This is a genomic window from Micromonospora sp. LOL_024 (assembly GCF_048060415.1).
GTDB lineage: Bacteria > Actinomycetota > Actinomycetes > Mycobacteriales > Micromonosporaceae > Micromonospora.
Genome location: NZ_JBHMIS010000014.1, coordinates 36160 through 62747, shown reverse-complemented (window position 1 = coordinate 62747; position 26588 = coordinate 36160). Strand labels below are relative to the sequence as shown.

General features: G+C 71.6%; 27 protein-coding genes, 1 pseudogene and 1 riboswitch. Of the genes and pseudogenes, 14 read left to right on the top strand and 14 right to left on the bottom strand.

The window, feature by feature from the left end:
• The first annotated feature begins 52 nt into the window (after window positions 1-52).
• On the top strand, window positions 53-1129 hold the full coding sequence (locus ACFHWY_RS16505; RefSeq protein ID WP_416581075.1) for an acyltransferase family protein: 1077 nt from the start codon (window positions 53-55) through the stop codon (window positions 1127-1129).
• Here ACFHWY_RS16505 and ACFHWY_RS16500 read toward each other — a convergent pair.
• Window positions 1116-2012 carry a DUF4097 family beta strand repeat-containing protein gene (locus ACFHWY_RS16500; RefSeq protein WP_416581074.1) on the bottom strand — a complete coding sequence of 299 codons (897 nt, stop codon included), beginning with the start codon at window positions 2010-2012 and terminating at the stop codon, window positions 1116-1118. The two genes, ACFHWY_RS16505 and ACFHWY_RS16500, sit on opposite strands and share 14 nt — an antisense overlap.
• Before the next feature lie 124 nt (window positions 2013-2136).
• Between ACFHWY_RS16500 and recO the strand changes: the two genes are divergently transcribed.
• The 3 genes from recO (at window position 2137) to ACFHWY_RS16485 (ending at window position 4106) form a co-directional block, all read left to right on the top strand.
• Complete coding sequence (recO, locus tag ACFHWY_RS16495; protein WP_416581073.1) at window positions 2137-3021, top strand: DNA repair protein RecO; 885 nt, start codon at window positions 2137-2139, stop codon at window positions 3019-3021.
• A 41-nt stretch (window positions 3022-3062) separates the two neighbouring features.
• Window positions 3063-3839, top strand: a complete 777-nt coding sequence (locus ACFHWY_RS16490) for an isoprenyl transferase (protein WP_416581122.1) — start codon at window positions 3063-3065, stop codon at window positions 3837-3839.
• Between the two features lie 81 nt (window positions 3840-3920).
• The gene (locus tag ACFHWY_RS16485; RefSeq protein ID WP_416581072.1) at window positions 3921-4106 is read left to right on the top strand and encodes a hypothetical protein; all 186 of its coding nucleotides are present in this window, start codon (window positions 3921-3923) and stop codon (window positions 4104-4106) included.
• Window positions 4107-4190: 84 nt separating this feature from the next.
• Here ACFHWY_RS16485 and gndA read toward each other — a convergent pair whose 3' ends face one another.
• Window positions 4191-5636: an NADP-dependent phosphogluconate dehydrogenase gene (gene gndA, locus ACFHWY_RS16480; RefSeq protein WP_416581071.1), complete on the bottom strand. Its 1446-nt coding sequence runs from the start codon at window positions 5634-5636 to the stop codon at window positions 4191-4193.
• A gap of 383 nt (window positions 5637-6019) precedes the next feature.
• Here gndA and ACFHWY_RS16475 point away from each other — a divergent pair, with 383 nt between their 5' ends.
• The gene (locus ACFHWY_RS16475; protein WP_416581070.1) at window positions 6020-6247 is read left to right on the top strand and encodes a hypothetical protein; all 228 of its coding nucleotides are present in this window, start codon (window positions 6020-6022) and stop codon (window positions 6245-6247) included.
• Between the two features lie 199 nt (window positions 6248-6446).
• Here the strand turns inward: ACFHWY_RS16475 and ACFHWY_RS16470 are convergent, their stop codons facing one another.
• The 3 genes from ACFHWY_RS16470 to ACFHWY_RS16460 form a co-directional block, all read right to left on the bottom strand.
• Window positions 6447-7247, bottom strand: a complete 801-nt coding sequence (locus tag ACFHWY_RS16470) for an energy-coupling factor transporter transmembrane component T family protein (RefSeq protein ID WP_416581069.1) — start codon at window positions 7245-7247, stop codon at window positions 6447-6449.
• Window positions 7244-8776: an ABC transporter ATP-binding protein gene (locus ACFHWY_RS16465; RefSeq protein ID WP_416581068.1), complete on the bottom strand. Its 1533-nt coding sequence runs from the start codon at window positions 8774-8776 to the stop codon at window positions 7244-7246. The genes ACFHWY_RS16470 and ACFHWY_RS16465 overlap by 4 nt, the downstream gene beginning before the upstream one ends.
• A gap of 103 nt (window positions 8777-8879) precedes the next feature.
• Entirely contained in the window at window positions 8880-9470 is a 591-nt protein-coding gene (locus tag ACFHWY_RS16460; protein WP_416581067.1) for an ECF transporter S component, read from the bottom strand.
• A 69-nt stretch (window positions 9471-9539) separates the two neighbouring features.
• Window positions 9540-9645: riboswitch (TPP riboswitch) on the bottom strand.
• Window positions 9646-9841: 196 nt separating this feature from the next.
• On the opposite strand from ACFHWY_RS16460, the gene ACFHWY_RS16455 reads away from it, so the two are divergent.
• The 5 genes and pseudogenes from ACFHWY_RS16455 (at window position 9842) to ACFHWY_RS16435 (ending at window position 15017) form a co-directional block, all read left to right on the top strand.
• On the top strand, window positions 9842-10918 hold the full coding sequence (locus ACFHWY_RS16455; RefSeq protein WP_416581066.1) for a permease: 1077 nt from the start codon (window positions 9842-9844) through the stop codon (window positions 10916-10918).
• Window positions 10915-11679, top strand: a complete 765-nt coding sequence (locus tag ACFHWY_RS16450) for a TIGR03943 family putative permease subunit (protein WP_416581065.1) — start codon at window positions 10915-10917, stop codon at window positions 11677-11679. Before ACFHWY_RS16455 ends, ACFHWY_RS16450 begins: the two co-directional genes overlap by 4 nt.
• Before the next feature lie 44 nt (window positions 11680-11723).
• Entirely contained in the window at window positions 11724-12554 is an 831-nt protein-coding gene (locus ACFHWY_RS16445) for an alpha/beta fold hydrolase (protein ID WP_416581064.1), read from the top strand.
• An 89-nt stretch (window positions 12555-12643) separates the two neighbouring features.
• Window positions 12644-12901 (top strand): annotated as a pseudogene (locus tag ACFHWY_RS16440) (DUF6328 family protein); the annotation flags it as partial.
• A 211-nt stretch (window positions 12902-13112) separates the two neighbouring features.
• Complete coding sequence (locus ACFHWY_RS16435) at window positions 13113-15017, top strand: acyl-CoA dehydrogenase family protein (RefSeq protein WP_416581121.1); 1905 nt, start codon at window positions 13113-13115, stop codon at window positions 15015-15017.
• A 42-nt stretch (window positions 15018-15059) separates the two neighbouring features.
• Here the strand turns inward: ACFHWY_RS16435 and ACFHWY_RS16430 are convergent, their stop codons facing one another.
• The 7 genes from ACFHWY_RS16430 to ACFHWY_RS16400 all read right to left on the bottom strand — a co-directional run bounded on the left by ACFHWY_RS16430 (window position 15060) and on the right by ACFHWY_RS16400 (window position 19569).
• A complete protein-coding gene (locus ACFHWY_RS16430) occupies window positions 15060-15671 on the bottom strand; it encodes a hypothetical protein (protein WP_416581063.1) in 612 nt (203 codons plus the stop codon).
• Window positions 15672-15816: 145 nt separating this feature from the next.
• Complete coding sequence (locus ACFHWY_RS16425; protein WP_416581062.1) at window positions 15817-16215, bottom strand: Fur family transcriptional regulator; 399 nt, start codon at window positions 16213-16215, stop codon at window positions 15817-15819.
• A 67-nt stretch (window positions 16216-16282) separates the two neighbouring features.
• Window positions 16283-16582 carry an ArsR/SmtB family transcription factor gene (locus ACFHWY_RS16420; RefSeq protein ID WP_092381975.1) on the bottom strand — a complete coding sequence of 100 codons (300 nt, stop codon included), beginning with the start codon at window positions 16580-16582 and terminating at the stop codon, window positions 16283-16285.
• Window positions 16583-16619: 37 nt separating this feature from the next.
• Window positions 16620-17489 carry a metal ABC transporter permease gene (locus ACFHWY_RS16415; protein ID WP_416581061.1) on the bottom strand — a complete coding sequence of 290 codons (870 nt, stop codon included), beginning with the start codon at window positions 17487-17489 and terminating at the stop codon, window positions 16620-16622.
• Window positions 17486-18250: a metal ABC transporter ATP-binding protein gene (locus ACFHWY_RS16410; RefSeq protein WP_416581060.1), complete on the bottom strand. Its 765-nt coding sequence runs from the start codon at window positions 18248-18250 to the stop codon at window positions 17486-17488. The genes ACFHWY_RS16415 and ACFHWY_RS16410 overlap by 4 nt, the downstream gene beginning before the upstream one ends.
• Complete coding sequence (locus ACFHWY_RS16405; protein ID WP_416581059.1) at window positions 18247-19257, bottom strand: metal ABC transporter substrate-binding protein; 1011 nt, start codon at window positions 19255-19257, stop codon at window positions 18247-18249. The genes ACFHWY_RS16410 and ACFHWY_RS16405 overlap by 4 nt, the downstream gene beginning before the upstream one ends.
• Before the next feature lie 54 nt (window positions 19258-19311).
• Window positions 19312-19569, bottom strand: coding sequence for a hypothetical protein (locus ACFHWY_RS16400; protein ID WP_416581058.1), 258 nt, complete (start codon window positions 19567-19569; stop codon window positions 19312-19314).
• A gap of 29 nt (window positions 19570-19598) precedes the next feature.
• Between ACFHWY_RS16400 and ACFHWY_RS16395 the strand changes: the two genes are divergently transcribed.
• The 4 genes from ACFHWY_RS16395 to dusB all read left to right on the top strand — a co-directional run bounded on the left by ACFHWY_RS16395 (window position 19599) and on the right by dusB (window position 23515).
• Window positions 19599-19940, top strand: coding sequence for an antibiotic biosynthesis monooxygenase family protein (locus ACFHWY_RS16395; RefSeq protein WP_416581057.1), 342 nt, complete (start codon window positions 19599-19601; stop codon window positions 19938-19940).
• Window positions 19941-20094: 154 nt separating this feature from the next.
• Window positions 20095-20622: a hypothetical protein gene (locus ACFHWY_RS16390; RefSeq protein WP_416581120.1), complete on the top strand. Its 528-nt coding sequence runs from the start codon at window positions 20095-20097 to the stop codon at window positions 20620-20622.
• A 113-nt stretch (window positions 20623-20735) separates the two neighbouring features.
• Window positions 20736-22115, top strand: a complete 1380-nt coding sequence (locus tag ACFHWY_RS16385; RefSeq protein WP_416581056.1) for a glycine--tRNA ligase — start codon at window positions 20736-20738, stop codon at window positions 22113-22115.
• Between the two features lie 308 nt (window positions 22116-22423).
• Entirely contained in the window at window positions 22424-23515 is a 1092-nt protein-coding gene (dusB, locus tag ACFHWY_RS16380) for a tRNA dihydrouridine synthase DusB (protein WP_416581119.1), read from the top strand.
• A 222-nt stretch (window positions 23516-23737) separates the two neighbouring features.
• Here dusB and ACFHWY_RS16375 read toward each other — a convergent pair whose 3' ends face one another.
• A complete protein-coding gene (locus ACFHWY_RS16375) occupies window positions 23738-24397 on the bottom strand; it encodes a C39 family peptidase (RefSeq protein WP_416581055.1) in 660 nt (219 codons plus the stop codon).
• A gap of 388 nt (window positions 24398-24785) precedes the next feature.
• Complete coding sequence (locus tag ACFHWY_RS16370) at window positions 24786-26528, bottom strand: beta-N-acetylhexosaminidase (RefSeq protein WP_416581054.1); 1743 nt, start codon at window positions 26526-26528, stop codon at window positions 24786-24788.
• Between the last annotated feature and the right edge of the window lie 60 nt (window positions 26529-26588).

Sequence of the window (26588 nt, the reverse complement as noted above, 5' to 3'; positions counted from 1 at the left end):
CGGAGGGTAAGGGCAACACGCCGCAATGCCCCCGAACCCCAGATACAGGCTGATGCGAAACAGATACCTGGACCTGCTGCGCTTCCTGGCGATCGTGCGGGTCGTCGTCTACCACGTCACCGGCTGGGCCTCGCTGACGTTGCTCTTCCCGGCGATGTCGGTGATGTTCGCCCTAGCCGGGTCGCTGATGGCGGCGTCGCTGCTCCGGTCCGGGCCACAGGCGGTCGGTCGGCGGCTGCTGCCGTCGCTCTGGGTGGTAGCCCTGATCTTCGTGCCGGCGATGCTGCTCAACGGGCTGCCGTTGACCCCTAGGGTGCTGCTCTGGCTCTTCCCGGTGGCCGACCCGCCGGCGAACTACTGGGGTGCGCTGGCGCTGAGCCCGATCTGGTACCTGCGTGACTATCTCTGGTTCGTGCTCGCCTCCCCGATCGCGGTCTGGCTGTTCCGGCGCTTCCCGGTGCCGACCCTGCTCGCCCCGTACCTTCTGCTGCTGGCGATCGAGATGGACGTCTATCCCAACGCGCCGGTCGTGCTGCGCGAGTTCGGCCTCTACTTCGGTGCCTGGCTGCTGGGTTTCGCCCACCAGAGCGGGATGCTACGTCGGCTGGCCAACCGGGTTCTCGTACCGACTGTGCTCGTGCTGGCCGTGGTCGGCGGCGCCTGGATCCTGGCGAATCCCGGTCCGCGTGGCTTCGACCTGAACGACAACCCGCTCGGCAACGCCCTCTGGTCGGCCGCCTACATCCTGGTGGTCCTCGGTCGGGCCCCGGCGACCGCACGGTGGGTCGACCGCAACGCGCTGTTCGGCCGGGCCGTCACGGTGTTCAACCGGCGGGCGGTGACGGTCTACCTGTGGCACATGACGTTCGTGGTCGCGCTCACCCCGTTGGTGGACGTGGTCGGCTGGTCGCACCAGGATCCGCTGGGACTGGCGATCCGGGTGGCCCTGGTCTTTTTGCTGGTTGGCCTGGTGACCGCGTTGGTCGGCTGGGTCGAGGATGTGGCGGCGGGACGTCCGCCGGAACTGGTACCCGGCGGACGAAGCACTGCCGGCCCGCCGGTCGACGCCGGCCCGCAGCGCCGCGAGGAGGCGGTGCCGGGCCAGGGCTCCCCGATCAGCGCGAGGTGACGGTGATGTTGCCGCTGCCGGTGCGGACATCGAGGACGTCAGTGGCGGACGGGTCGTGCGCCACGTCCAGCACGACGTCGCCGGAACCTGCCTTGGACTGGACCTGGTACGCACCCGCCGGCACGGTCAGCTCGACATCGCCGCTGGACGCGTGCACCCGCGCGGAAGCCGGTCGGTCCAGTTCGACGGTGACGTTGCCGGACCTGGCCTCGGCGTCCACCTGGCCGCCGAGCCGGGTGCCCGTCACATTCCCGGAGGACGCCCGCATCACCACGGGCGAGGCGACGTCGTGCACCTCGATGTTGCCCGAGCCGGTCTCCACTCGGACCGGTCCGGTGGCCTCGGCCACCCGCACGTTGCCGGAACCGACCTTGAGTTCCACCGCGCTGACGCGGCTCAGGTCGATGTTTCCGGAGCCGGTCTCGCCCCGGAAGCTGACCCCCTCGCCAGCAGTCACCTCGAAGGAGATGCTGCACCGATGGCCGCACGAGGTGTCCAGCACCAGTTCGGTGTCCTTGATCTCGTACGTCGTACCCGGCTCGGTGCCCTGGTAACGCACCACCCGCTTGATGCGTACGCCGTCCACGTTGCCGTCTGCACGGACCAGCACGTCTCCGGCGCCGGGCAGGACCCGGATCGCGGTGATCCGTGTGGACTCGGTGGTGTCGAAGTCCAACCGGCGGAACGAGAGGTTGTCGCACCCAACGAGGACGATGAGGGCGGTGGTCGCGGCGACCGCCATGCCGGTCCGGCGTGCGGTGCTCCCGCGCCTGCCGGGCCGACGCGCGGTGCTCGGCCGGTGTGTGGTGGTGTGCCGGTGTGTGGTGGTGTGCCGGTGTGTGGTGCTGGGCCGGTGTGTGGTCGTGGTCCGGTCAAGAGCCATGCTGAGACGCTACGACCGGTGCGGGCGGGCGCGCATCCGGGTTCGCCGGCACGACGACCCCGAGCGGACCCTGAATTCCGACCGGGGTCGGACCTCATTTCCGGCCGGGAGGGAGAATGGGGCGGTGGCCGGATACCGCCGACAGCTCTACCGCGACGACGCGGTGGTGCTGCGTGTGCAGAAACTCGGCGAGTCGGACCGGATCATCACCCTGCTCACCCGGCGGCACGGCCGACTACGCGCCGTCGCCCGGGGGGTGCGCCGGACCACCTCGAAGTTCGGTGCCCGGCTGGAACCGTTCGGCCACGTCGACCTGCAGCTCGCCGGTGACCCCAAGGGGGAGTTGGGTAGTTCGCTGCACAGCGTCAGCCAGGTCGAGGGAATTGACCTCTACGGCAAGCGGTTCCTCGGCGACTACCCCCGCTACACCGCGGCGAGCGCGATCGCCGAGACCGCCGAGCGCCTCACCCCGGTGGAGCGTGAGCCGTCGTTGCGGCTGTTCCAGCTCACCCTGGGGGCACTGCGGGCCCTCGCCGAGGGCAGCCACGCCACGACGCTGGTCCTCGACGCGTACCTGCTGCGTGGCATGTCCCTGGCGGGCTGGGCCCCGGCCCTGACCGCCTGCGCGGTCTGCGGCACGCCGGGCCGGCACCGGGCCTTCTCGGTACCGGCCGGCGGCGCGGTGTGCCCGGACTGCCGCCCACCCGGCGCCGCCCATCCGGCCCCCGCCACCGTCGACCTGATGTCGGCGCTGGCCCTGGGTGACTGGCGGGTCGCCGACGCCACCGAGTCCGCGGTTCGTCGGGAATGCAGCGGACTGGTCGCGGCGCACCTGCAGTGGCACCTGGAGCGCGCGCTACGCTCGCTGCCGCTGGTCGACCGGGGCGGCGTGCCGGCGGCACCCGGCACCCTCCAGGGCCCTGACGACCCGACCGGTGTGGCCGCACCGCCGCGGGCCGCCGGCGTAGGGCCACCCGACCGGGATTCGCAGGACGTGAGCAGGGAGTGAACCGAGTGATTCGTACCACCAGGGCCGGCCGGCGTGCGCCGGTGCCGCCGACACCGCACCCGTCGGGAGCCCGACCGCCGGTGTTGCCGTCGGGGGCGGCGCCCCGGCACGTAGCCGTGGTGATGGACGGCAACGGCCGGTGGGCCAAGGATCGCGGGCTGCCCCGCACCAGGGGACACGAGGCGGGAGAATTCTCTCTCTTCGACACCATCGAGGGCGCTGTAGAGCTGGGCATCCCCTACCTGTCGGCGTACGCCTTCTCCACCGAGAACTGGCGGCGCTCGCCCGACGAGGTGCGGTTCCTGATGGGCTTCAACCGCGATGTCATCCGGCGTCGCCGGGACCAACTGGTCGACCTCGGTGTGCGGGTGGTGTGGTCCGGCCGGGCCGGCCGACTGTGGAAGAGCGTCATCACCGAGTTGCAGACCGCCGAGGAGATGTCCCGCGGCAACTCGACGCTGACCCTGCAGTTCTGCGTCAACTACGGCGGCCAGGCCGAGATCGCCGACGCCACCGCGGCCATCGCCCGGGACGTGGCCGCCGGACGGCTCGACCCGGCGAAGATCACCGAGAAGACGATCGGGCGGTACCTCTACCACCCCGAGGTGCCCGAGGTGGACCTGTTCCTTCGGCCTTCGGGCGAGCAGCGGACGTCGAACTTCCTGCTCTGGCAGAGCGCGTACGCCGAGCTGGTCTTCTTGGACACGCTCTGGCCCGACTTCGACCGTCGCCACCTGTGGTACGCCTGCGAGTTGTACGCCCAGCGCGACCGCCGGTTCGGTGGCGCACTGCCCAATCCGGTGGCGCCGGCCACCTGAGTATCCGGCCACCCGAGCGCTTAGCTGTCGGCCACGCTGGGTATCACCGCTGGCAGCAGCCACTGACGGAGGTGAACCCATATGCTTCGCAAGCGCATCGGGCGGTGGGCGGTGATGGCCATCGCGGTGCCGGTCGCCGCCGCCGGAGCCCGGAAGCTGAGCCACACACTGGAGGCCCGACGTGGCCCCAACCGGGCCACCCGCCTGCTTGACAAGGGCGCCGACCTGATCCGCCCACAGCAGGCCAAACGCCGCCGCTTCTTCTGACGGGACCGGCCGCGCACGGCCCGGACAGCGGCATCTCGCGGTATCCCAGGTGGCGGATACCGCGAGATGCCGCTGTCCGGGCTGTCACGAATCGACCTCGGCGCGGTCGGGGGTGGCCCAGAGGGTGTGGTAGGAGCCGTCCCGGTCGACGCGGCGGTAGGTGTGCGCGCCGAAGTTGTCGCGTAGGCCCTGGATCAGCGCGGCCGGCAGTCGCTGGGCGCGCAGCGCGTCGAAGTACGCCAGCGACGAGGCGAACGCGGGCGCCGGCACTCCGGCGCGGGCCGCGTCGGCCACCACCCGGCGCCAGCTCGGCACGCCGTCGCGGACGGTGTCGGCGAACCACGGCGCCACCAGCAGGGTGGGCAGCTCCGGCTGCTCGCCGTACGCCTGCTTGATCCGGTCGAGGAAACGGGCCCGGATGATGCAGCCGCCCCGCCAGATGGTGGCGGTGCCGCCCAGGTCGACGTTCCAGTCGTACTCGGCACTGCCGGCCCGGATCTGGTCGAAGCCCTGTGCGTAGGCGACGATCTTCGAGGCCAGTAGGGCGCGCCGGACGTCCTCGATGAAGGTCTCGCGGTCACTGACCTGCCACTTGTCCCCGGCATCGGGGAACGCCCGGACTGCTGCCGCACGCTGGCCGGCGTGACCGGAGAGCGAGCGGGCGAAGGTCGCCTCGGCGATGCCCGTGATCGGGATGCCCAGGTCGAGGGCGATCTGGACGGTCCACCGGCCGGTGCCCTTCTGCTCGGCCTGGTCCTGCACCACGTCCACGAACGCCTCACCGGTGGCGGCGTCGGTGTGTGCCAGCACATCGGCGGTGATCTCGATAAGGAAGGACTCCAGTTCGCCGGAGTTCCACTCCCGGAAAATCTGCGCGATCTCCGAAGGCGTGGCGCCCAGCCCGGCCCGCAGCAGATCGTACGCCTCGGCGATGAGCTGCATGTCGGCGTACTCGATGCCGTTGTGCACCATCTTGACGAAGTGTCCGGCGCCGTCCGGCCCGACGTGCTGGCAGCAGGGCACCCCGTCGACGCGGGCGGCGATCTTCTCGAAGATCGGACCGAGCTTGCGGTACGACTCGGCGGAGCCGCCCGGCATGATGCTCGGCCCCCACAGTGCGCCCTCCTCGCCGCCGGAGACGCCGGTACCGACGAAATGCAGGCCCTGCGCCCGCAGCGCCTCCTCGCGGCGGCGGGTGTCGGCGAAGTGCGCGTTACCGCAGTCGATGATGATGTCGCCCTCTTCGAGTAGGGGTATTAGCTCGTCGATCACCGCGTCGGTGGGGCCGCCTGCCTTCACCATGATGATCACCGCGCGGGGACGCTCCAGCGCGGCGACGAAGTCCGCGAGGGACTCCGCCGGGACGAAGGTGCCCTCGTCGCCGTGCTCGGCCACCAGCGACCGGGTCCGCTCCGGCGAGCGGTTGTGCACCGCCACGGTGAATCCGTTGCGGGCCAGGTTGCGGGCCAGGTTCCGACCCATCACCGCCAGCCCGGTCACACCGATCTGTGCCGTCGCCCGATCCGCCATCCTCGTCGCCACCTTCCGCCTTCGACCTGTAGTGCTGCGACGGTATCGCGGTCCCGCTCGATCGTGCGTCGACCCCCACCGCTGGTCATCAGGTGGTCGCATTGCGCAGGCGGGAAATACCGGGTGCGGCCACCGCTGGGTGCGGCTAGCCTATCGTCATGCGCTACTGACGCCCCCCTTTCGAGCCGGGTCCGCCGCCGCCGTGCCGCGACCCGTGTGCTCCCGGGCGTCCGCGTTTCACCGCGCACCGCAACCGTCGGTGGTGTCCTCCGTGGTCGGTCCCGGGCAGCAGTCCCATTCCGTTCGGCCGCCGTCGCCGGCGGTCACGAGACACCGCGGATCGGCCGGCTCCCGTCGGTCGCCGCAGAGCCAAGGAGGCACGGATGCCCGCCAAGCGCAACTCCCGCAAGCCCCGTCCGGCCCACCCCGCGCCCCAGGTCGCGGACCTCACGCCGGCAAACCTCGACCAGGTCGTCGTCGCGCCGGCCGCCGCCCTGCCGGCGGCGCGGCCGGCGGCACCGAAGGCCGGCCCGCCGGTGACCGGCGTCCCGGGCGTGGGGCGCGGGCAGCAGGCCGGCCCGGCTCGCCGGTACGCCTTCCGGCGTAGCTGACAGGTCGTCGGGTGTGGTCGCCGTACGGTGGCGACCACACCCGGTCTAAGTGGTCGGCGCAGCAGGGCGTCGCCCCGCACCTCGAAGGGGGCCAGACCTGCCGGGTGGTGTGGCCCGGTCGCCAGCACCAACTCGCCGGCCGCCTGGGTCGCCGCGCTCGACGCTGGCGGGGATCGCTGCACCCGCTGAGGGTGTGCGGTCAACCGATCAGCGGGCGGAAGGTGCCGAGCGTGATGCTGATCGCCAGCGCGGTGCCGGCCACCGCCGTCGCGCCGGCCACGAGCAGCCAGTCGGCGGCGCCGAAGTGCTGCCGGCGGGCAAAGGTGCGCGGCACGCCGGAGTCGAAGCCGCGGGCGTCCATCGCCACCGCCAGCCGGGTGCCCCGCCGGATCGCTCCGACCAGCAGCGTGAACGCGGTCGAGACGAACAACCGCAGCCGGGCCGCCGGGTTGCGGCCCGCCTCCACGCCGCGTGCCCGGCGGGCCATCGCGATCATCTGCCACTCCGCGCCGAGCAGCGGCACCAACCGGAACGCCGCCAGCGCCCCGATCGCGAACCGGGCCGGCACCTTGGCGTTCTGCACCAACGCGTCGGCCAGGTCGGTCGGGTCGGTGGTGGCGAAGACGATCACCCCGGGGAGGGCCACCGCGAACAGTCGCAGCACCAGACCGAGCGCGGTGACCAGCACCCCCGAGGTCACCAGGACCGGCCCCGCGTCGAGCAGCACACGTCCCGACCGGTCCGCCGCGAAGAGCACCAGGGTGACCAGTACGCCGCCGGCAGCGGCCAGCAGCGGCCAGGCCCGCCGGACCAGCACCCGGGGGTGTATGCCGAACAGCGGCAGTACCGCCAGCTCCACCGCGATCGCGATGGCCGGCGCCACCGGGTCCAGCGTTGCCATCAACGGGATCGCGAACAGCACCGCCGCCGCCAGCTTGGCCACCGGGTTGCGCCGGGCCAGCGGCGCGTCCGGCCGGGCGATCGGCGCCAGGTCGATCATCGCTGCTCCGGCGTGGGGCCGGTGGACACGGGCGTCGCGGTTCGGGCGCTGTCGGTGCCCGCGGCCGTACCCGCGGTTGCGGCCGGGGCGGAACTGGCAGTCTCGGCCGGTGCCGGCGGGTGGCCGAGGGTCAGCGTGCGGTCGGCGAGTGCGGTAACGAACTCGGTGTCGTGGGTGACCGTGACCAGGCCATGGCCCGCCTCCCGCAGCTCCGCGAAGAGATCCACCAACTCCCACCAGGTCCGCCGGTCCTGGCCGAAGGTGGGTTCGTCGCAGATCAGCAGGCGGGGGGCGGTGGCCAGGGCGGTCGCCACGCTCAACCGCCGCGCCTCGCCACCGCTGAGAGTGTATGGGTTGGCTCCGGAGAGCCGGGCCAGCCGTAGCCGGTGCAGCAGCTCCTCGACGCGGTCGTCGACCGCCGCCTCGGTGGCACCGGACCGGCGGGGACCCAGCGCCAACTCGTCGCGGACCGTGGCGGTGACGAACTGGTGCTCGGGGTCCTGGAACACCGAGCCGATCCGGCCGGCCAGCGCAGGAGCCCGCCAGCGGTGCGGGGCAGTGCCGGCGTCCTTTCCGGCCAGTTCCGGGCTTGCCGTCAGCCGCCCGCTGCCAGGTCTGCGCAGCCCGCCGAGCAGCAGCGCGAGGGTGGACTTGCCGGCGCCGTTGCGGCCGAGCACCGCGAGCGTCTCACCAGCGCGTACGGTCAGGTCGGTGGGGGCCAGCCGGGGCGGCAGGCCGAGCCGGTCCGTGGTGAGCAGCACCTCGCCGGCCGGGCCGGTGGCCCGGCGCGGTGGGATCTCCCGGCCGGGCACCCACACACCCTCGGCGGCGAGCGTGGCCCCGTGGGCGGCGAAGATCGCCGCTGGCGGTCCGTCGGCGCGCACTCCGCCACCGGGTTCGAGTACCACCACCCGGTCGACCAGGGGCAGTGCGTCGGTGACCCGGTGCTCGACCAGGATCAGCGTGGTCTGGTCGCCGACCGCCCGGGCGAGTGCCGCGCGGATCAGGGCGGCGCCGGCCGGGTCGAGGTTGGCGGTGGGCTCGTCGAGCAGCAGCAGCCCGGGGCGCAGCGCGAGCACGCCGGCCAGGGCGAGACGCTGCTGTTCGCCGCCGGAGAGGGCGGCGGTGGGTCGGTCCCGGTGGTAGGGGAAGCCGACCCGGTGCAGCGCCTGGTCCACCCGGGGCCAGATCAGCCCGGCCGGTACGCCCCGGTTCTCCAGCCCGAACGCCACGTCGTCGCCGCTGCGGGCCATCACGAGCTGCGTCTGTGGGTCCTGGAAGACGATGCCAACCCTGTCCCGGGCCTCGGCGGCCGGCCGGCCGCCGACCTCGATCGAGCCCTCGTGTTCGCCGGAGTCCTCGGGCAGCAGCCCGGCCAGCGCGGCCAGCAGTGTGCTCTTGCCGGCGCCCGAGGGCCCGAGGAGCAACACCCGTTCGCCGCGCTCGACCCGCAGGTCCACTCCGCGTACCGCCCAGGCTCGTCGCCCGGCGTGCCGCCAGCCGAACCCGCGCAACCTCACCCCACCCACGCCCCCACCCCCTCTCCCATGCTCGGCCGTGCCCGGTTGATCATGAGTTGGCGTGACTCGAAGGTCGGGCTGCCTCCTAATCATGATCAACGCGATGGCGAGGTCAGACGAGAGGGCGGTCGCGGCCGGAGGGGAAGCGGGCGAGGACGCCGGTGCCGGCCAGGGCGCGGGTGAGCAGGTGCGCGCCGGCGCCCGCGATCACGGTGGCGCTGAGCACGGTGAGCAGCGCGTACGGGATGCGGTAGCTGGCCATCGCATACGCGGCGTTCCAGACGAAGAAGTCGAACAACGCCGCGCCGAGCCCGGTCAACGCGCCGGCCAGCAGCGCGGTCGGCAGCCGGAACGAGCGGTATCGGAAGGCGGCGAACGCCAACTCCGCGCCGAGACCCTGGATCAGTCCCTGGAGGATGGTGATGCCGCCCCACTCCGAACCGAGCAGCGCGGAGACCGTCGCGGCGACCGCCTCGCAGAACAGCGCGGCACCCGGCTTACGGATCACCAACCCGCCGAGCACCGCAGGTACCAGCCAGACGCCGTACATGAGGGCCTGGCTGGCCGGGAAGAACGCGAAAGCCGGGTCGGCGGCCCGCCAGAGCAGTCCCCAGGCCCAGAAGATGACACCGAAGCCGACGGCGATCACCGCGGCCACGACGATGTCGATGGTGCGCCACCGGCTGCTGGTCGGTTGATTCATGATTGCTCCCAGTTCAAGGTCGAACCAAGGCAAGACGCACGCTCGGCCCGGCGGTGCCGGGCGTGGCGGGCTGGAGGTGGACCGAACTCCCTGCGCTGGCATTACCCAGATCAGGTATCGAGGGTCTGCGGGCGGACCCGCACTCTCAGCGCTGTGCGCTCCCCTGTCGGAGGTGTTGTCTGTCCCGCCGACGCTAGCATCCCCGAAGATCGACAGACAATGTGATCTTCGCAGGTGGCGAAGGGTGCTCGCCTCCGACCTGGCGGCGCGGATGGCACTCGGGCCCGGCCAATTTTGTGACGTTCATCGACGTTGCCGGCTCTGGGCGGTAATCTCAGGCCGCCGATCCGCAACTGGCCGAGGGGCGACGGGTGACCACAGACACTGAACATGCCTCGGCGGCCGGTGAGCCGGAAGGTCCGCTCACTGGCACAGGGGTCGTCACCAAGGCCCGCCCGCCGGAGACCGCCGCGGCGCCGCCGCCCCGCCGGTGGCTCGGCGACCGGATCGGGTCGGTGGAGGTCCTGGCGGCACTACTGGTCCTGCTGATCATCTTCCGGGATCCGCTGGCCGCCGCACTGGACGATCCCCGGATACAGACCTGGACCACCGTCTTCGTCTCGATCATGGTTCAGGCGGTGCCGTTCCTGGTCTTCGGGATCCTGCTCTCCGCCGTGATCGCGGTCTTCGTACCCCGGTCGTTCTGGGCGCGGGCGCTGCCTCGGCATCCGGCCCTGGCGGTGCCGGCGGCCAGCGCGGCCGGGGTGGTGCTGCCGGGCTGCGAGTGTGGCGCGGTGCCGATCGCTGGCTCGCTGATCCGCCGGGGCGTCACCCCGGCCGCCGCGCTCGCCTTCCTGCTCGCCGCCCCGGCGGTCAACCCGATCGTGCTCACCGCCACCGCGGTCGCCTTCCCCAACAACCCCGAGATGGTCGTCGCCCGGGGCGTCGCCAGTCTGGTGGTCGCGATGGTCATGGGCTGGCTCTGGCTGCGGCTCGGCCGCACCGAATGGATCAGGATGCCGCGCCGGCCAGAGTTGGACGACGCCTCCCGGACCCGCGCCTTCTGGGCCGCCGTCCGGCACGACGTGACCCACGCGGGCGGGTTCCTGGTGCTCGGCGCGATGGCCGCGGCCAGCATCAACGTGCTGGTGCCGGAGCGATGGCTGCAGACCCTGGCCGACAACGCCTGGCTGTCGATCCTGGCGCTGGCGTTGCTCGCGGTACTGCTCTCGCTCTGCTCGGAGGCGGACGCCTTCGTCGCGGCCTCTTTGTCGCAGTTCTCTCTCACGTCCCGACTGGTGTTCCTGGTGGTGGGGCCGATGGTCGATCTCAAGCTCATCTCGATGCAGGCCGGTGTCTTCGGCCGCCGGTTCGCCTTCCGGTTCGCGCCGACCACGTTCGCGGTGGCCCTGCTGGTCGCCACCGGAGCCGGCATGGTGCTGCTGTGAACCGGCAGGCGCAGGCGGTGGTCCTGCTGCTACTCGGCGGCGCGGTGATCCGGGCCAGCGTTACCGACCTCTACCTGCGATACGTCAAGGAGGGGCTGCGCCCCTTCCTGATCGCCGCCGGCCTGCTGCTGGTGGTCGCCGCGATCATGACGCTCTGGCACGAGCTGCGTCCGGCCGCGCCCGCCGCGCTCGCGCCGGCCGGCGGTGCCGCTGACGGCCCCGGCGTCGCGCCCGCCGACCGTGCCGCCGGCGACCACGACCATCACGAGCCGCGGATCGGATGGCTGCTCATCCTGCCCGTGCTCGGCCTGCTGCTGGTCGCCCCGCCGGCCCTCGGGTCGTACGCCGCCGGGCAGGCCGGCACCGCGCTCAGCAGCCAGCAGCAGTCGGACTACCCGCCACTGCCCGAGGGTGACCCGGTGCAGGTAAGCGTCCTCGACTACGCCTCCCGGGCGTTGTTCGACCGGGGCGCGTCGATCGGCGACCGGCGGGTACAGCTCACCGGTTTCATCGCCAGCGGGGCCGGTGGGGAGCCGATCCTGGCCCGGATGGTGCTGTCCTGCTGTGCCGCCGACGGCCGGCCGATCAAGCTCGGGATGCTCGGCGACGTGCCCGCCGGGCTGCCCAACGACAGCTGGGTGGAGGTCGTCGGGCGCTACAGCGACCGGCTGGGCCGGGATCCGGTCAACGACGCGGAGATCCCCTACCTCGAGGTCGAGTCCTGGCGGCAGGTGCCGGTACCCAGGCAGCAGTACGACTGACCCGGCCGGGCAGACCGGGTACGGGGCGTCGGTAGGCTGCCGGCATGCGTGTCGACGCCCGAGGTCTGCGGTTCGAGGTCACCGTCGGGGGACCCGAGCAGGGGGAACCGGTGCTGCTGCTGCACGGATTCCCGCAACATTCGGGTGAGTGGGACGGCGTGTCGCCAACCCTGCACGCCGCCGGTCTGCGCACCTACGCTCTGGACCAGCGGGGCTACTCGCCGCAGGCGCGACCCACCCAGGTCGAGGCGTACCGGCTCGCTGAGCTGGTCGCCGACGCGGCGGCGGTGCTGGACGCCCTCGGCGTGGCCACCGCGCACGTGGTCGGACACGACTGGGGCGCCATCGTCGGCTGGGCGCTGGCCGCCAGCCGACCGGATCGGGTACGCACCCTGACCGCGGTCTCCGTGCCGCACCCGGCGGCCATGGCGCACGCGCTGGACAACGACCCGCAGCAGAAGGCGCGCTCGGCGTACATGCTGCTGTTCCGGCAGCCGGTGGTGGCCGAGAAGACCCTGCTGGCCCTGGGCGCCGCCGGGCTGCGCCGGCTGCTGCACGGAGTCGGTGACGCCAACCGGGCGGCCGGGTACACCGATCCGATGCGTGGGCCGGGCGCGCTGACCGCCGCGTTGAACTGGTACCGGGCGATGTCCCGGCGGGAGTTCGCGGCGGTCGGCCCGGTGGCGGTGCCGACCACCTATGTGTGGAGCGACGGTGACGTCGCCATCGGACGGGTCGCGGCGGGGGCCTGTGCCGCCCACGTGAGCGGCGACTTCCGGTACGTCGAACTGGCCGGGGTCAGCCACTGGATTCCGGACGAGGCGCCGGCGCCGTTGGGCGAGGCGATCCTGGCCCGGACGCTTCCGGCCGGCTGAGTGAGCGCAGGGAAGACGCCGCCCGGCACCGAGGACCACCTGGTCACGGTGGCGAGACGATGAACCGGGTGGCGTACGGCCAGCGCGGGCAGGGTCGCAAGCCGGAGCTGGTGCGTTTCGCGCACCGGATGGCCAGTGGTGGCCTGGCCCTCATGCTGGTCGCGATGGTCAGCGCGGTGCTACTGATCACCGACTTCGTGCTGGACCGGCTGGTCGCCTTCCTGCTCAGCGCGGTCACCGGTCTCTGGTTTCTCACCTTCTGGGTGGCGCTGCCGTTCGCCCGGCGAGGTTGGGGTGAGGACGATATCGACGACGAGGAGGATCCGAGCGGCCTCCAGCAGAGCTGAGCACGAGGCCGCCGCGGATAATCGTGACTACCTTTGGGTAACAAACGCGGGTAGCCTACTGAGCAGGCGGAACAGTCTCCAGTGTCCGGATCGAGCCCGGGGGTTTGCCGTGGCCATTGCCGAAGACGACCGTTCGTCAGCCACCGACGACCGCCGCGCCGACCCACCGCCCGACGCGACAGGTCAGGCGTCGACCGACGCGGCGGCCACCGTGTCCGAGAAGGAGGCCCGCCAGGTCGCCGAGGGGGCCCGGCACACCAGTTGGGATCGGCCCAGCTTCGGCAAGGAACTCTTCCTGGGCCGGCTGCGGCTCGACCTGATCGACCCGTGGCCCCGACCGGACCAGGCCGAGCAGGCCCGGGCCGAGGATTTCCTCGGCAGGCTCCGCGACTTCGTGGCGTCCGAGATAGACGGTGCGGCGATCGAGCGGGATGCGCGCATTCCCGACGAGATCTTCCAGGGCCTGGCCCGGTTGGGCGCCTTCGGGATGAAGATCGACCGGGAGTACGGCGGGCTCGGGCTCAGCAACCTGCACTACTGCCGGGCACTCATGCTGGCCGGCTCGGTGAGTCCGGCGATCGGTGCGTTGCTCTCGGCGCACCAGTCGATCGGCGTGCCGCAGCCGGTGAAGATGTTCGGTACCGACGAGCAGAAGCGGCGGTTGCTGCCCCGGCTGGCCGCCGGTGAGGTATCCGCGTTCCTGCTGACCGAACCGGACGTGGGCTCCGACCCTGCCCGGTTGGCGACCAGCGCGCAGCCGACCCCGGACGGTACCGGCTACCGGCTCAACGGCGTCAAGCTGTGGGCCACCAACGGCACCGTGGCCACCCAACTCGTGGTGCTGGCCCGGGTGCCGAAGGGCGCCGGGCACAAGGGTGGCATCACCGCCTTCGTGGTCGACGGCGACGCCGAGGGCATCACGGTCGAGCGCCGCAACGCCTTCGTCGGCCTGCGCGGCCTGGAGAACAGCCTGACCCGCTTTCACGACGTCTTCGTGCCGAGGGAGAACGTGATCGGCGGCGAGGGCAAGGGGCTCCGGATCGCCCTGAGTACGTTGACCACCGGTCGCCTGTCGTTGCCGGCGATGTGCGTCGGCGCCGGCAAGTGGGCCCTGCACGTGGCCCGGGAGTGGTCCGCCGATCGGGTGCAGTGGGGCCGGCCGGTCGGCGAGCACGAGGCGGTCGCGCAGAAGCTCGCCTTCATCGCCGCCACCACCTACGGCATGGAGACGATGCTCGACCTCTGCTGCCTGCTCGCCGACGACGACCGCAACGACATCCGGATCGAGGCGGCGCTGGTGAAGCTCTACGCCAGCGAGATGGCGTGGCGAATCGCCGACGAACTGGTCCAGATCCGCGGTGGCCGGGGGTACGAGACGGCCGAGTCGTTGGCCGCCCGGGGCGAGCGCCCGGCCGCGGTCGAACAAATGCTGCGCGACCTACGGATCAACCGGATCTTTGAGGGGTCAACCGAGATCATGCATCTACTCATCGCCCGCGAGGCGGTGGACGCTCACCTTTCGGTCGCGGGGGACATCGTCGACCCCGACGCCGGGCTCGGCAGAAAGGCCAGGGCCGGTGCGCGGGCCGGCGCGTTCTACGCACGGTGGCTGCCGACCCTCGCGGTCGGCAAGGGACAGCAACCGACCGGGTACGCCGAGTTCGGTCCGCTCGCCGGGCATCTGCGTCACGTCGAACGCGCCAGTCGGAAGCTGGCCCGGTCCACCTTCTACGCGATGTCCCGCTGGCAGGGGAAGCTGGAACGCAGACAGGCGTTTCTCGGCCGGGTGGTGGACATCGGTGCGGAGTTGTTCGCCATGAGCGCGGTCTGCGTGCGCGCCCACTCGGAGCGCGACGCCCGACCGGAGAACGTCGAGCTGGCCGACCTGTTCTGCCGCCAGGCCCGGGCGCGGGTCGATGCGCTGTTCACCGCCCTGTGGGACAACACCGACTCGGTCGACGTGGTGGCAGCCAAGCGGATCCTCGCCGGCCGCTACGCCGCCGTGGAAGAGGGCGTCATCACCCCACCGGCCGACCTGCCCTGGGTGACCGGCTGGACTCCCGGCCCGTCCACCGTCACCACCGACGCCCGCCGCCGCATCCCCCCACCCGCCTGAACTTCGTTACCCCACGGCTTCTGTTGGTCAAGATGGGGTGGGTCAGTCGTGGTGAGGGTCGCGGAGGCCGAGGCGACGTAGTTCGAGGGCGGCCAGGGCGTCGACGGTGGCGTCGTCGCCGCGGCGCCACGCCTCGGCCACGTCCGGGGCGATCCGGGTCAGCTTGCGTAGCGGCTGTCCGGCCAGGGCGCGCAGGGCAAGCAGGTCCCGGCCGGCGGGCGCGCCGGCCAGCGCCGCCGCCGACCCGGCCCGGCGCATCCAGCGCACCCGAAGCGGCAGCCAGCCGAACAGCACCAAACCGAGCGGGACGATCAACAGGCCGACGGCCAGTGCCAGCGCCAACTGGTCGACGAGTTCCTGCTGGTCCCGTCCGGCCTCGGCGAGCGAACGGGCCGCATCGGCCGCCCGTTCGAACGGCGCGGTCAACTCGTCTCCGACCAGCGGTACCCGGCCGACTTTTCCGCCGGCCTCGGCGAGGTTGTCGGCGAGCCCGCCGCCGGCCCCCTCCATCTTCTGGCCCGGCACGGCCAGCTCCTGCACCAGATCATGCAGCCACCGCGCCCCCCGAATCGTCGCGTACACCCAGGCGACGACGAGCAGATCGGTGAGCAGTTGCCGCAGGGCGGCCGGAAAGCGATCAGCGTAGATCTTCACGCCGGACAGCGTGCCACGGCACGACCCATCAGGCATCCCGACGTCGGCGGTCGCCGGCCCGCCGATCATGCACTTCAGGTCGCCGGTGTGCCCACACCGACGGTTCTCGCCCGACGGACCGTACAAGGTCGGTAGGGCGGTGGGGTCAGCGGGCGCAGGCGGGGCAGGTGCCGAAGATCTCCAGGGTGTGGCTGACGTCGGTGAAGCCGTGCTGTGCGGCCACCCGGTCGGCCCAGGTCTCCACGGTGGGGCCGGCGACCTCGACCGCACGACCGCAGGCCCGGCAGACGAGATGGTGGTGGTGGCCCTGGCTACACCGGCGGTAGAGATGCTCCCCACCCGGGGGTCGCATCACGTCGATCTCGCCCGCTTCGGCCAAACCCTGCAACGTCCGGTAGACCGTGGTCAACCCGACCCGCTCGCCCCGATCGCGCAGCATCGCGTGCAGGTCCTGGGCGCTGTGGAAGCCCTCCACCTCCGCCAGCAGAGCACTCACGGCGGAGCGTTGGCGGGTGTTGCGGACAGCGGTACCGCTCTCACTCATGACTGCACTCCGTTTCGCCACACGCCGCCCTGAGGCGTCGCCGCGTCCAGCCGCCTGGTTCGCTCGCTCATGATCCCTCCCCGGCGTGGCTGACGGCGTCGGCCACGATATGCGCGACGTGCTCGTCGACCAGGGTGTACGCGATCTCCCGGCCCCGCCGGGAACCACGAACCACGCCCGCCCCACGTAGCACCCGCAGATGTTGGGAGACCAGCGGTTGCGTGACCCCGAGCTTGTCCACCAACTCGTGCACGCAACGCTCACCGCCGGCCAGTTCGCTGACTATGGCCAGCCGGATCGGCGCAGAAAGAGCGCGCAGAAGCTCGCTGGCACCCTCGTACGCGTCGTAGCCGGATCCACTGGTCACCCTGCAACGGTAACCAATACCGGCGTGGACCTCGTGGTCAGGATCCGCCGAGCACGACCTCGTGGGGTTCGGGGGTGGCCGCCGGCTCCGGTCTGGACCGCCGAATCCGCCGCCAGACAGCGGCCAGCAGGGTGACCACGACGAACGAGGCGATCGCGAGCACCACCACCGAGGCACCGGGCGCGGTGTCGGCGACCGCGGCCAGCCAGACCCCCGCGCCGGCGGCGAAGAGGCCGAGCGCCATCGCCGCCGCCATGGTGCTCCGGAACCCCCGGGTCACCTGCTGGGCGGTGGCCACCGGGACGACCATCAGGGCGCTGATCAGCAGTACGCCCACTGCCCGCATGGCGATTGTCACCGTGATCGCGGTGGTCACCGCGAGCAGCAGGTTCAGTGCCCGCACCGGCAGACCGGACACGCGGGCGTACTCCTCGTCATGGCAGACGGCGAAAAGGGCGGGTCGCAGCGCGATCATGGTGATCAGCACTGCCGTGCCGAGCACCGCGATGGTGGCCAGGTCGTTGCGGGAGGTGGTGGTGAGCGCACCGAACAGGTACGCGTTGAGGTTGGCGCTGGTGCTGTCGGAGAGCCCGACCAGGACCACCCCGCCGGCGATGCCGCCGTAGAACAGGAGCGCCAGGGCCAGGTCGCCGGAGGTACGGCCGCGCTCCCGGATCAGCTCGATGACGACCGCGCCGATGGTGGCCGCCAACACCGCCATGATCACGGGGGAGGTCTGAAAGAGCAGGCCGGCGCCGACCCCGGTCAGCGCCACGTGCCCGATGCCGTCCCCGATCAGTGCCAGGCGCCGTTGCACCAGGTAGATGCCGAGCGTCGGCGCGGCCAAGCCGATGATCAGTGCGCCGATCAGGGCGCGCACCATGAACTCGTACTGGAAGAGGCTCATCGGGATGTCCACAGCCCGACGGGTTCCTCGGGACCGTGCGGGTGCACGTGGTCGTGGTCCGGCGCGGCGTGGTGCCCGGCCGGTTCGGGCACGGCGCCGTCGTGCGCGATCAGCCCCTGGTGTACGACGACCGCCCGACTGATCAGCGGTCGCAGCGGACCCAGTTCGTGCGCGACGAGCAGCACGGTCCCCCCGTCGTCGACGAAGCTGCGCAGCGCACCGGCGAAGGCCTCCTGGCTGGCCGCGTCCACGCCGGCCGTCGGCTCGTCGAGCACCAGCAGTTCGGGCCGACCGGCCAGCGCCCGGGCGATCAGGGTGCGTTGCTGCTGCCCGCCGGAGAGGGTGGCCACCGGGTCCTTGGCGCGGTCGGCCAGCCCGACGGCGCGCAACGCCGCGCCGACCGCCTCCCGGTCGGTGCGCCCTGGCGGACGCAGGACGCCCCGGCGGGCCAGCCGCCCGGAGGCGACCACCTCGGCCACCGTCGCCGGCACGCCGCTGCCGGCACCGAGGCGTTGCGGGACGTACCCGATGCGGCGCCATTGCCGGAACCGGCGCCCCGGCTCGCCGAAGAGGCTCACGGTGCCGGCGCTGAACGGGACCAACCCGAGGATGGCGCGGATCAGGGTGGACTTGCCGGAGCCGTTGGCGCCGAGGACCGCGATCACCTCACCGGCGGTCACGGTCAGCGAGACGTCACGGAGCACGGGGCGGCCGTCATAGCCGACCACCCCGTGCGTGACGGCGATGACTTCAGGTGTCACGAGCAGCTCAACGCCGTCCTCAGGGCCTGCAGGTTGGTGCGCATGACCGAAAGGTAGTCCCCGCCGTTTTCCTCGGACAGTCCCTCGATGGGATCGAGCACCGCGGTCTGGGCGCCGACCTCCCGGGCGATCGTCTCGGCGACCTTGGGGCTGACCAGCGTCTCGAAGAAGATCGTGGTCGCTTTGTGCTCCCGGGCCTCCTCGGCGACCGCGGCCAGCCGCTGCGGCGACGGCTCGTCCTCCGGGGTCAGGCCGCTGATTCCGATCTGCTCCAGCTGGTACTTCTGCGCCAGGTAACCGAAGGCGGCATGGCTGACCACGATCTCCCGACGCTCGCAGGTCTTGAGGCCCTCGGTGAACTCGGTGTCGAGCTTCTCCAGCTCGGTCCGCAGGGCAGCCGCCCGCTGGGTGTAGTCGCCGGCCCGGTCCGGGTCGACGGCGCCGAGCCGATCGGCGAGCTTGTCGCCGACGGTGGCGAGCCGGGTCGGGTCGAGCCAGAGGTGTGGGTCCTTGGCGTCCGACTCGCCTTCGGCGTGCTCCTCCTCGGCGTGCTCCTCGTCCTCGTCGTGGCCGTGCTCGTCCTCGTCGGCGTGCTCCCCGTCGTGGTCGTGGTCGTGCCCGCCGGCCGCGGCGTCAAGCAGCGGCTGCACGCCTGCCACGTCGAAGGCGTGGTCACCGGCGTTCTGCTCGATCGCCTCGTCCACGGCGGGCTGGAAGCCGTCCAGGAAAACGACCAGCTGCGCCTCGCTGATCTGCCCGACCTGGCTCGGGTTCAGCTCCAGGTCGTGCGGCTCGGCACCGGGCCGGGCCAGGTTGGTCACGGCGACGCCGTCGCCGCCGATCTGCTCGGCGAGGAACTGCAACGGGTAGAAACCGGCCACCACGTCGATCCGCTCCGGGTCGGCGCCGGCCGGGTTGTCATCGGTCGAGCACGCGGCGACGCCGGTCAGGGCGAGCAGGGCGGCCGTGGCGGTGGCCAGGGCACGCGGGGCGGGGCGGAAGGTCATGTCACCGACTGTCCGCGACAACGAGAATGATTGTCAAAAAAGCATAATTGCATGTCAGAGCAGCTTCACCAGGGCCGCGATGACCAACAGGGTCAGCGCCAGCAGCCGGATCACCCGGGTCTGCGGGGTCTGCACCCGCCAGGTCGTCACCAGCAGCGCGACCAACCCGCCTGCCAGCAACAAGGTCAACAGCCCGCCGGGTACCCCCGGGGTGAAGAACGCCACCAACACGAGGAGCAGGGTGACCAGGAACACCGTCGTCGGGTTGACCCGGGCCAGCCGGCCGGTGATCCCGTGCTGCGTACGCTGCATTCCTCAGACTCTACGAGGAGGATGCTCCGGTGCTGGTGACCAACCGGTTCGTGGTGGACGACGACAACGCCGAGGCATTCGCCGCCCGGGCCCACGCGGCCCTCGCCGCGCTCGCCGCCGCGCCCGGCTACCTGCGCGGACAGCTGGTCCGGGCGCTCGACGACCCCCGCCACTGGTGCCTGGTCACCGAGTGGGAGTCGGTCGGCACCTACCGCCGCGCGCTCGGCGGATTCGACGTGAAGATCACGGCGGTGCCGCTGCTCGCCGAAAGCGTCGACGAGCCGTCCGCGTACGAGGCGTTGGCCACCGCCGCGCCGGGCGGTGACGTGGTGACGGTCGCCAGCGACCGGGCTGCGGGTCCTTACCGCTGAGCCACCGGGCACTACGCTGGCCCCTATGACCGCTCCCGGACCGGCAGCCCCACCACCGGACCCGTCGCTGCCCGACCAGCAGGGACCTCAGGTCTCGAGCGAGACCGGCATGTTGCCGGGCGCGTCCGGTCCGCCGTCCACCGAGGGCACCGCCGTGACGCCCACAAGTCCCGCCGCGTCGGCATCTCCGGATGCCTTCGAGCCGGGCGTCCCTGCGCCGCCGCCCGGTCCCGGAGTCGCACCGCCGTTCGCGGCCCCACCGACCGAAGGCGGCCGGTCCCGGCTCTGGCTCGGCCTGGGTGCCGGGGCGCTGGCCCTGCTGCTGTGCTGCGGTGGCGGCGGCACCGCGGTGGTCGGCCTGCTGGTCAGCGGGGTGCAGGCAATCGAGGAGCAGGGCCGTACGGTCTCCGGGGACTACTACCGGGCCCTCGCCGACGGTGAGTACGGCCGGGCGTACGACCAGCTCTGCGAGGACGCCCGGCGGCGCGAATCCCGGCAGGAGTTCGAGCGCCGTACCGCCGCGGAGCCGCAGATCGCCGCCTACCGGGTCGGCGAGGTGAACACCACCACCCTCACGGTGCCGGTCGAGGTGACCTTCGCCGGCGGTGGCCAGGAACGGCAACAGGTCGTGCTCGCACAGGACACCCAGACCGGTGGCATGGAGGTCTGCGGAGTCAACTGACCGGGCGCAGGTAATGTGCTCGGGCGGTGCCCACACCGGCCGTACCGTTGTCTGCGACTGTTCGATCCATCCCACCACGTCCCCGCCGACCGCCAGTCGGCGTAGGAGGAAAAATGCCAGCCGACCGAATCGACGCCGTCGTCAGCCTCGCCAAGCGCCGAGGCTTTGTCTTCCCCTCCAGCGAGATCTACGGGGGCACCCGGTCGGCGTGGGACTACGGTCCGCTCGGTGTGGAGCTCAAGGAGAACGTCCGCCGGCAGTGGTGGAAAACCATGGTCCAGCAGCGCGACGACGTGGTGGGCCTGGACTCTGCGGTGATCCTGGCCCGCGACGTGTGGGCCGCCTCGGGCCACCTGGACGCCTTCGTCGACCCGCTGACCGAGTGCCAGTCCTGCCACAAGCGGTTCCGTGCCGACCACCTGGAGGAGGCGTACGAGGCCAAGCACGCCCGCCCGCCGGCCTCGCTGGCCGAGCTGAACTGCCCCAACTGTGGCAACAAGGGCACCTTTACCGAGCCGCGGATGTTCAACGGCCTGATGAAGACCTACCTGGGCCCGGTGGAGAGCGACGAGGGCCTGCACTACCTGCGCCCGGAGACCGCCCAGGGCATCTTCGTCAACTACCGGAACGTGGAGACCGTCGCCCGCAAGAAGCCGCCGTTCGGCATCGCGCAGACCGGCAAGTCGTTCCGCAACGAGATCACCCCGGGCAACTTCATCTTCCGTACCCGTGAGTTCGAGCAGATGGAGATGGAATTCTTCGTCGAGCCGGGCACCGACGAGCAGTGGCACGAGTACTGGCTCACCGAGCGCTGGAACTGGTACCTCGACCTCGGACTGTCCGAGCACAACCTGCGCCTGCACGAGCACCCCAAGGAGAAGCTCTCCCACTACTCGAAGCGCACCGTCGACATCGAGTACCGGTTCCAGTTCGGCGGTACCGAGTTCGCCGAACTGGAGGGCGTCGCCAACCGCACCGACTTCGACCTCTCCACGCACAGCAAGCACTCCGGCGTCGACCTTTCCTACTTCGACCAGGCCAAGCAGGAACGGTGGATGCCGTACGTGATCGAGCCGGCGGCCGGCCTCACCCGCGCGGTGCTGGCGTTCCTGCTGGAGGCGTACGACGAGGACGAGGCACCGAACACCAAGGGCGGCGTCGACAAGCGGACCGTGATGCGCTTCGACCCGCGGCTGGCCCCGGTCAAGGTGGCGGTGCTGCCGCTGTCGCGTAACGAGGCGCTCTCGCCCAAGGCGAAGGCCCTCGCCGCGCAGCTGCGCAAGCGTTGGGTGGTCGAGTTCGACGACTCGCAGGCCATCGGCCGCCGCTACCGTCGTCAGGACGAGATCGGCACCCCGTTCTGCGTCACCGTCGACTTCGACACCTTGGACGACGACGCCGTGACCATCCGCAACCGGGACACGATGACCCAGGAGCGGATCGCCCTGGACCAGGTCGAGCGCTTCCTGATCGATCACCTCCCCGGCTGCTGACGGATAAGGAGGGGCCTTCCTGATCAGCGTCGTCCGGCTTCGTCGGGCCCGGCGGATCTCCTCGTCCAGGGACGCTAGGTCGGCGTAACCCGCTGGACGGCCGCTGCGACGGCCGCTCGCACCAGACGTAGCTGCCGCAGGTCGCGCGCCGCGTCCACGACCGCGCGAGCCGGCTCGCAGACCGGTAGAGCGGCGGGCGTCAGCAGGTGACCCCTCCTTACACTTGGGCGGTGCCGAAGATCGTTGCTGCCCCACGCCCGCTGAGCATCGCGCCGCACCAGGTGTGGCCGCCGGTGGTGCTCGCGCCGATGGCCGGCATCACCAACGTCGGGTTCCGGCAGCTCTGCCGGGAGCAGGGCGGCGGCATCTACGTCTGCGAGATGATCACCACGGTCGCGCTGGTCGAGCGGAATCCGAAGACGCTGCGGATGATCGCGTTCGGGCCGGACGAACGCCCGCGCAGCCTCCAGCTTTACGGTACCGATCCGGAGACGACCGCCGCCGCCGTGCGGATCGTGGTCGCCAAGGGGCTCGCCGACCATATCGACCTCAACTTCGGTTGCCCGGTCCCGAAGGTCACCCGTCGCGGTGGCGGTGCGGCGCTGCCCTGGCGGCGTCGGCTCTTCGCCCGCCTGGTGCGGGCCGCGGTGGACGCCGCGTCGCCCGCCGGTGTGCCGGTCACGGTGAAGATGCGCAAGGGCATCGATGACGACCACCTGACGTACGTCGAGGCGGGGCTCGCCGCGCAGGAGGCCGGCGTCGCCGCGGTCGCGCTGCACGGTCGTACGGCGGCGCAGCGGTACTCGGGCACGGCCGACTGGGATGCCATCGCCACGCTCAAGCAGGCGCTCGACGTGCCGGTGCTGGGCAACGGCGACATCTGGGAGGCCGCCGACGCGCTGCGGATGGTGGCGCACACCGGTGTAGACGGGGTGGTGATCGGGCGCGGCTGTCTCGGCCGGCCGTGGCTCTTCGCCGACCTTGAGGCCGCCTTCGACGGCCGCCCGCAGCGGCGGCTGCCCAACCTCGGTGAGGTGGCGGTGACCATGCGCCGGCACGCTGAGCTGCTGGTCGAGCAGTTCGGCGTGGGTGCGCGTAGCCCGGCCCGGGGGGAGCGCGACGGCTGCACCGATTTCCGTAAGCACGTCGCCTGGTATCTCAAGGGCTTCCCGATCGGCAGTGAGCTGCGCCGCGCCCTGGCGATGATCGACAGTATGGCGCAGCTCGACGACCTGCTCGGCAAGCTTGACCCGGTTGTGCCGTTCCCGGTGGAGACGCTGGGCCAGCCACGTGGGCGGACCAACTCCCCGGGCAAGGTCTTCCTGCCGGAGGGCTGGCTGGCCGGCCGGGACGACGACACCGTCCCCGAGGGCGCCGAGCTGGCCGACTCCGGCGGCTGAGGTGGAGCGCCGGCCATGGGCGACCTGCCGGCGCACGGAGCCTCCGAAGCGACGTCGCATGTTCAGGGATGTTGTGGTTTGCCGTGGCCGGGCAGGTCACGACATTCCTGATGGCACGGCCTGCCGGAGGTCACGGCCTGCCCGGGGATGAGGCGGCTCGGGGCGGAGGGCGGAGACGACGAAGGGCCGACCCGGTGGGGTCGGCCCTGTCGTGTGGTGTGGTCAGGAGGTGGCGCTGTAGCCGCGGGTGGCGATCCAGTCGGCGAGGTTGTCGGTGCTGATCTGGTAGGAGGCCTGGTTGGGGTCGGCGGAGTCGGCGATGGTGACGGTGTCGCCGTTGTCGTGGTAGCCGACGACGCTGATGTAGTGCCCGCCTTCGAAGGCGTGGGTGGTGCCGTCGGTGTCGGTGGTGGTGCCGGCGATGTTGGCGACCACGGCGCGGCCTTCGTCGACGGTCCGGACGATGTCTTCGCGCAGCTTGTGGGTCTGCTTGTCGTCGGCGGTGGGGTCGGGGATCTCGACGGACTTGTAGACGTCCTTGCCGGTCTCCTTGTTCAGTACGGGGGTGATGTCGTTGATGGAGTCGGTGCCGGCCTCGGTGGTGCCCATCTGCTTGGCCATGGCGTGCACGTCGATGTTCTTGCCCTGCACGCTGAGGGCGTTGCGGGTGGCGGCGGGGCCGCAGTAGTAGAAGTTCGGCTGGGCTTCGTAGCGCACGTCGAGCTGGCGCTCGCCACTGGTCTTGCGGTCGGCCTGCACAGTCGTGGTGATCTGCCCGGTCGGGGCCGCGTAGGCGGCGGTGACGGGGCCGGCGATGGCGCCGCCGGTGAAGGCGAGGCCGGCAGCGGTCAGGGCAGCCTTACGAAGAATGGCGGTACGCATGGTGAGTCACGCCTTTCGTTCGGGGGGTTCCGCAGGCACGCGGGGGTGCGAATGTGCTGCGGGAGGGGGACCGTGCTCGGGACCGTCGGAGATCCGGGGGGACCTGTTCACGACGCCGGGGATGTAGCGCCGGGCGGGGCGGGGTCATTCCGACCCGGGGGCCGGGGCCCGGGGTCGTGCCATGGTGCGGCGCCGGTGGGCACTGCGGTCACGCCATGTACAACGGCGGGGGTGGGGCCATGATTCCGCCGGGCGGGTGACAGGCACTACGCACTAAACTCGCATACCGGACGTTCATTACGACGTCCAGGGACGAACCCGACTCCGTCGACGAATGGCCGCAGGGCACCGTCCCGGAGCACGTCTCGCCCAACAGCCCCACCCGACCTCACCCGGGCGCCGGCTCCGCTCCTCCGGTTCGGATCGACTCCTGCTCCTGCGCCGGGTCACGCGGCGCGGGGACGCCCGCCGGTGTGCGCCAGGGCACCTCGGCGCTGCGATGGAAGGTGATCCCCGCCGTGGTCCAGCGGGGTCCGTGCCCGGCCAGCCGGCGCCGGAATCCGTCCCAGTCGTGTGTCGAGCGTGGTGACCAGCCCAGCTCGGCGATGGCGGGCAGTCGAGGAAGGAGCATGAACTCGATCTCGGCGAGCGTCGTCACCGACTCGGTCCACAGCGGCGCCTCCACGCCGAGCACCGCATCGGCGTGGACGCCGGTCAGGTGCGTCGCAGGATCCCAGTCGTACGCGCGGCGCACGTCGACGAGGCCGGCCCAGTCGTGCCCGATGGGGGTGTCCGGGGCGTACCTCATGTCGAGGTACGCGTGGTTGCCGGGGGAGAGGATCAGCTTGGCGCCCCGGCGTACCGCCTCGGCGGTGACCGGGTCATCGCCGGCGGTACCCCACCACTGGAGGATCCGCCCGTCGGCATGGGCGGCGGGGGCGATCTGGTGCCAGCCGACGACCGTCTTCCCGAGCCCGGCGACGATGCCCTGCACCCGCGCGACGAAACGGGCGTACACCTCTGCGGGCACCTTGAACGCCTCGTCTCCGCCGATGTGCAGCCACTGGCCGGGGGAGAGGGTGGCGAGTTCGCCGAGCACGTCGGCGACGAAATCGTACGTCCGCTCGCTGACCGGGTCGACGTAGCTGAACCCGATCTCGGTGCCGGTGTACGGCGGCGGTGCCAGCCCGTCTGGCGCCAGTTCGGCGTACGCGGTCAGCGCCGCGTTGGTGTGACCCGGAAGGTCGATCTCGGGGATCACGGTGATGTGCCGGTCGGCGGCGTACGCCACGATCCGGCGGTACTCGGCCTGGGTGTAGTGCCCACCCGGGCCGCCGCCCACCGCGCCGGCCCCGCCCACGGTGGCCAGCGCGGGCCAGGAGTCGATGGCGACCCGCCAGCCCTGGTCGTCGGTGAGGTGCAGGTGCAGCCGGTTGAGCTTGTACCTGGCCAGGTGGTCGACCACCCGCAGCACGTCGGTGACGCCGAAGAAGTGCCGGGCCACGTCGAGCATCGCGCCCCGGTGCGGATAACGGGGGCGGTCGAGGATCGACCCGCCGGGCAGGATCCAGCGTTCGCTGACCGGGGTGGCGCTTTCGACGGCGGCCGGGAGCAACTGCCGCAGGGTCTGTACCCCGTGGAAGAGGCCGGCGGCGGTGCCGGCGTTGATCTGTACCCCGGCGGCGGTGATGTCGAGCCGGTAGCCCTCCGGGTCGAGGTCGGCGTCGCCGGTCAGGAGCAGGGCGATGCCGACGGCCGGCGCGGGCGCGGCGGCCTCGGTCACCGGCAGCGGATAGCCGGTGGCTGGGCGCAGCAGCGCGGCGAGCTGCTCGGCGACGGCGAGAGCGGCCGGGTCGGCGCTGGCCCGGATCACTGTGTCGGGAGCGAGCAGGTGGTCACCGTCGGCGTCCGGTGTCACCTGCTCCGGCGCGGGCACCACGTCGCCGAGCCGCACCGGTGGTGGGGGAGCGAGCTGCGCGGCGGCGGCCCGCTCCGCCGCCCCGGCCAACTCCCCGGCGGTACGCGCCGAGATGCCCGGCAGCTCGTGAGCAGCCCGCCGAGGGGTGCTGTTGGCGGGGGTGTCGCCCACCGGTTCCAGCGGATCGGGTGTGGTGACGGGGGACGAGGACACGGCGACGCCTCCGAGGGGTGTATTCGCGGCGGTTGTGGCAATGGTGCGAGGTGTGGTGAC

Coding starts and splice junctions, on each gene's coding strand:
- ACFHWY_RS16375 (WP_416581055.1), bottom strand. CDS start 24,397: ATGCGTACCGCCATTCTTCGTAAGGCTGCCCTGACCGCTGCCGGCCTC.
- ACFHWY_RS16475 (WP_416581070.1), top strand. CDS start 6,020: ATGCCCGCCAAGCGCAACTCCCGCAAGCCCCGTCCGGCCCACCCCGCG.
- dusB (WP_416581119.1), top strand. CDS start 22,424: ATGGCCGGCATCACCAACGTCGGGTTCCGGCAGCTCTGCCGGGAGCAG.
- ACFHWY_RS16415 (WP_416581061.1), bottom strand. CDS start 17,489: ATGAGCCTCTTCCAGTACGAGTTCATGGTGCGCGCCCTGATCGGCGCA.
- ACFHWY_RS16405 (WP_416581059.1), bottom strand. CDS start 19,257: ATGACCTTCCGCCCCGCCCCGCGTGCCCTGGCCACCGCCACGGCCGCC.
- ACFHWY_RS16485 (WP_416581072.1), top strand. CDS start 3,921: ATGCTTCGCAAGCGCATCGGGCGGTGGGCGGTGATGGCCATCGCGGTG.
- ACFHWY_RS16385 (WP_416581056.1), top strand. CDS start 20,736: ATGCCAGCCGACCGAATCGACGCCGTCGTCAGCCTCGCCAAGCGCCGA.
- ACFHWY_RS16400 (WP_416581058.1), bottom strand. CDS start 19,569: ATGCAGCGTACGCAGCACGGGATCACCGGCCGGCTGGCCCGGGTCAAC.
- ACFHWY_RS16445 (WP_416581064.1), top strand. CDS start 11,724: ATGCGTGTCGACGCCCGAGGTCTGCGGTTCGAGGTCACCGTCGGGGGA.
- gndA (WP_416581071.1), bottom strand. CDS start 5,636: ATGGCGGATCGGGCGACGGCACAGATCGGTGTGACCGGGCTGGCGGTG.
- ACFHWY_RS16460 (WP_416581067.1), bottom strand. CDS start 9,470: ATGAATCAACCGACCAGCAGCCGGTGGCGCACCATCGACATCGTCGTG.
- ACFHWY_RS16505 (WP_416581075.1), top strand. CDS start 53: ATGCGAAACAGATACCTGGACCTGCTGCGCTTCCTGGCGATCGTGCGG.
- ACFHWY_RS16500 (WP_416581074.1), bottom strand. CDS start 2,012: ATGGCTCTTGACCGGACCACGACCACACACCGGCCCAGCACCACACAC.
- ACFHWY_RS16470 (WP_416581069.1), bottom strand. CDS start 7,247: ATGATCGACCTGGCGCCGATCGCCCGGCCGGACGCGCCGCTGGCCCGG.
- ACFHWY_RS16425 (WP_416581062.1), bottom strand. CDS start 16,215: ATGAGTGAGAGCGGTACCGCTGTCCGCAACACCCGCCAACGCTCCGCC.